Here is a 4072-nt window from a genome sequence, read left to right on the forward strand (position 1 = left end):
ATACTTTCGTGACCGAGAAGATTTTTGATGCTCAAAATATCCATCCCATCTTCCAGAAGATGCGTCGCAAAACTGTGACGAAGCGTATGAACACTCACTTCTTTCAAGATGTTTGCCGTTTTTGATGCCTGCTTTACCGCCCACTGAACGCCTCGTTGTGAGTAGCGGGAATCAAACTCTCCGCCAGCTCTTCCTTCTCGTGGCATTCCAAAGAGATAATCTTCCGGTTTTTCCGCTTCGATATACTTTTTGAGTCCACGAATCAGATGTTCGGAAAGTGGTAAATAGCGGTCTTTTTTGCCTTTTCCCTGAACCACTTTGAGTTGTTTTCGGTCGAAATCTAAGTCGCATAAACGGAGATTTCGAACTTCCATACATCGCAATCCGCAGCCGTAAAGAATCCCGATTAAAATTTTATGTTTCAGAAGTTTACATCCTGAAAGCATTTGCCAAACCTCTTGTTTACTGAGAACTACAGGCAGTTTTTTCTCTCTTTTAATTTCCGGAAGACTCAGATAATCGTAGCTCAAACCTTCCGATTTCAGTAAAAATCGAAGTCCGTAAACGGTATGTTTAAAATACGACTGTGAAGGTGATTTTGATTTTTTCTGAAGGTAAAAAAGGTAATCATGAATTTGCTCTGAATCCAATTCTGTAGGAATTTTCCCGAAATGTAGCGACACCGACGCGACGTGTCTAGAGTAATTGTTGAACGTACTTTGACTACGCCCCAAAACCGAAACGGTACGTTCAAATCGACCTAAAAGTTCTGTAAAACCTGGAACTTCGCGCTTTGCCTGATTGATGATTTTGTTTTCTCTAAGCTCTTCTACACTCTTTTTTTTGTTGTCATTGTATTGAATTTTAATTATCTTTACAAAGTAACTAATTTATGCCAACGGTAAAGCTACCGAAGGTTTAGTTCAACACGGGTTTTACGCAAGTGGCTTCCACGCTTTTGCCGAGGCTAATCGCCACCTGCGCAAAGCCCGAAACCGTTAGCGGGCATTGTAAAGGACTACCTCTAAAAAAGAAAACTGAGAAATGTATGAACTTAGAATTGCAAATACTACAATCTGACAATATTAAAGAGTTCAAGGACTTAATAGTTATTTTTGAAAATGTATTTGAAATGAAAAATTTCAATTTGCCAAGTGAATTGCACTTACAGAAACTATTAAACCAAGAAACCTTTTATGTAGTTACGGCTAGGGCAAACAACAAAGTTATAGGTGGGCTGACAGTTTATGTGCTTGACCAGTACTATTCAGATAAACCATTAGCCTATATATATGACCTTGCAGTATTGACGAATTACCAAAGAAAAGGCGTGGGGCGAAAGTTAATAGCGTTTACAAATCAATATTTCAAAGAAAAGGGATTTGAAGAAGTTTTTGTGCAAGCAGATGAAGTTGACAATTATGCTCTTGATTTCTACCGTCTTACAAATCCGACAGAAGAAGAGAAAGTGCGACATTTCTATTACAAATTAACTCTTGACAGTGAAAAGTAAACAAGAACAACGACCCGCTAACACGGGTTTTGCGTCAGGCGGGGTGACGTATCACTTGGAGCTTTGTGCTTCTATTCAAGTTCAGTGCAGGTTGACAGTTTTGTGCTCCGAAACCCGCCCGAACGCAAAGCCCGAAAACGTTAGCTGACAGTTTGAAACTACTTTGATGGATGAAAAAATGCATTTGAAAAACAAGGTTTTAAGGTGAAAATCACCATAAATAGTAATCAAAACTAATAAAATTCAGAGAAAATTAACATAAAACAATAAAAAGTTTCTTATAAAACTCATAAAAACAAAAATTTTTACTGTTGAAAACTTTAACTTAAAACGCTGAAAATCAATAGTAAGATTTACTTTTAAACGAAATTTACAAGGTGAAATCAATAAAAAGTAAAAATATTTTTGTAGGTTAAGAAAAAATAGTTAAATTTGACGAATAATTAATAAAAAATGGATTGGAACAAAGCTAAAATGCTTGAAAACAAAGAAAAACCGTCAGCTAACACGGGTTTTACGCAAGTGGCTTCCACGCTTTTGCCGAGGCTAATCGCCACCTGCGCAAAGCCCGAAACCGTTAGCAGAAATTCTACAAAAACCCGTTCCTAAAAGAAATTTATGAAAAAAATATCACTTTTAGTTTTATTGTTGTTTGCATTCTTGATGTTTGGACAATCCCAAAAAAATGAATTAACAACAAAAATTGAAAAAATAATAAAAGATAAAAATGCAAATGTTGGAGTTTCCATAATTGAAACCAACAATAAGAAAATAGTGGATATAAATGGTAATCGTCTTTATTCAATGTTAAGCACTGTTAAATTTCCAATCGCACTAACAGTTCTTAAAAAAGTTGAGGAAGGTAAACTTCAAATGCAGCAAAAAGTTTTTATAAAAAAACAAGAACTTTTAGAAAATACTTGGAGCCCATATAAAGAAAAATTTCCTGAAGGAAATAATTATATTACTCTTGAAGAAGCAATGAAATGGATGATATCTTATAGTGACAACAATTTAACTGATATTATTTTAAGATTAATTGGTGGACCAAAAGAAGTTGAAAAATATTTTCCAAGTAAAAATCTAGTTGTAAAAAATAACGAGGAAGAAATGCACGAAAATTGGGATGCTCAATTTGTAAATAAAATTACACCAAATGAATCAACAAGACTTTTACTAAAATTTTATAAAGGAAAAATATTAAATAAAAAAAATACGACCTGGTTATATAATGCAATGATTAACAACACAACAGGTGGAAATAGGATTAAAGGAAAACTGCCAAATAATATTAAAGTCGCTCACAGAACAGGAACTTCATTTACTAACGATAACGGTATGACAGGAGCGATAAATGATTTTGGAATAATTGAACTTTCAGACAAAAAGAAAATCATAATTTGTGTTTTGATAAATGACACTTATGAAAACTTTAAGAAATCAGAAGAAATAATCGCAGATATTGCAAAAACAACCTATGAATATTACTTACATAAATAAAAGAACTTCTGCTAATAGCTAAGTTTTCGTTGCGTGCGCAGCACGAACAATGAAAACCCTGTTGAATGGAACCTTCGGGAGCTTTTGGTTGGGTATTTTCCCACACTATGGGGTTATCGACAAAAGATTTTTAGAGATACAAGAGACTTTGAGAAGAGTCTCTTTTTTTGTGGGTGATTTTGGCGAGTTTTTCTTGGTTTTATCGTGTTTTCCTTCACGTTGGGGCATAATTTCCCTTACCCAAATCTTTTAAAATGCAGATTTAGGAGCAGGTAAATTTTGGCTCATCTCCAAAAACCATTGCGGCGGACCTCGAAGATCGAACGTGGCAATCGTTACCAAATTTCCAACTTTACAACAACTACATTTCGGTTGAAACGGCTTTGGCAAAGGTTTTTCTTTGGGCTGGATGCCTAATTTTTGTTGCAGATTTTTAAGCTTAATTCGTTTCCAAGTGCTGCTCAAAAAACCGTAATGACGGATTTTCACAAACCTTTTGGGCAAAATATGCATCGCAAAACGGCGGATAAACTCCTCGTGGCTCAAAACCATCTGCTTTTTGATACCTTTTTGGCGGTAATCTTTGTAAGAAAAAGTGACCGTTTTCGCGTCAATTTTTCTGATTCTCTGGTTACTGATGGCGATTTTATGCGTGTATCTGCCCAAATATTCTACCACAGATTTTGGGCTTCCAAAAGGCTTTTTAGCATAAACTACCCAAGGTTTTTCCCACAGACTTTGCCTTAATTTTTCGTAATTCCCAGCCTCATTTTCAGTAAATTTTTCTCGTTGATTTTCATTCAATTTTAATGATAATTGATGCTTCAGTTTCTCACAAAATTTAGCCCTGAAAACTTTACTCAAAGCCTTTACCGGAAACAAAAATTTCCCATCTGAATGGAGATTTTTCCAAGTTCCGCTTTCATCCACACCACCGCCCGGAACAATGCAGTGCAAATGCGGATGAAGGCTCAGATTCTGTCCCCAAGTGTGCAAAACAGCAATCATTCCCATTTTTAAACCTCGATTTTCACCAAACGTTTGAAGCGTTTCCCAGGC

At 35.6% G+C, this 4072-nt stretch carries 4 protein-coding genes; 2 read left to right on the forward strand and 2 right to left on the reverse strand.

All coding sequences use genetic code 11. The features are described from left to right. On the reverse strand, positions 1-650 hold a 650-nt coding region (locus tag H6W53_RS21355), incomplete at its 3' end, for a tyrosine-type recombinase/integrase (protein ID WP_228457857.1). A 398-nt stretch (positions 651-1048) separates the two neighbouring features. On the opposite strand from H6W53_RS21355, the gene H6W53_RS21360 reads away from it, so the two are divergent. Both H6W53_RS21360 and bla read left to right on the forward strand, forming a co-directional pair. Continuing rightward, complete coding sequence (locus H6W53_RS21360) at positions 1049-1513, forward strand: GNAT family N-acetyltransferase (protein WP_024568394.1); 465 nt, start codon at positions 1049-1051, stop codon at positions 1511-1513. Between the two features lie 618 nt (positions 1514-2131). Then, positions 2132-3013: a class A beta-lactamase gene (bla, locus tag H6W53_RS21365; RefSeq protein ID WP_185209618.1), complete on the forward strand. Its 882-nt coding sequence runs from the start codon at positions 2132-2134 to the stop codon at positions 3011-3013. Positions 3014-3262: 249 nt separating this feature from the next. Here bla and H6W53_RS21370 read toward each other — a convergent pair. Next, positions 3263-4072 (reverse strand): transposase (locus H6W53_RS21370; protein ID WP_185209620.1); only part of this gene is annotated, 810 nt, incomplete at its 5' end.

The sequence above is a fragment of the Chryseobacterium sp. C3 genome, from assembly GCF_014218905.1.
Lineage (GTDB): Bacteria > Bacteroidota > Bacteroidia > Flavobacteriales > Weeksellaceae > Chryseobacterium > Chryseobacterium mucoviscidosis.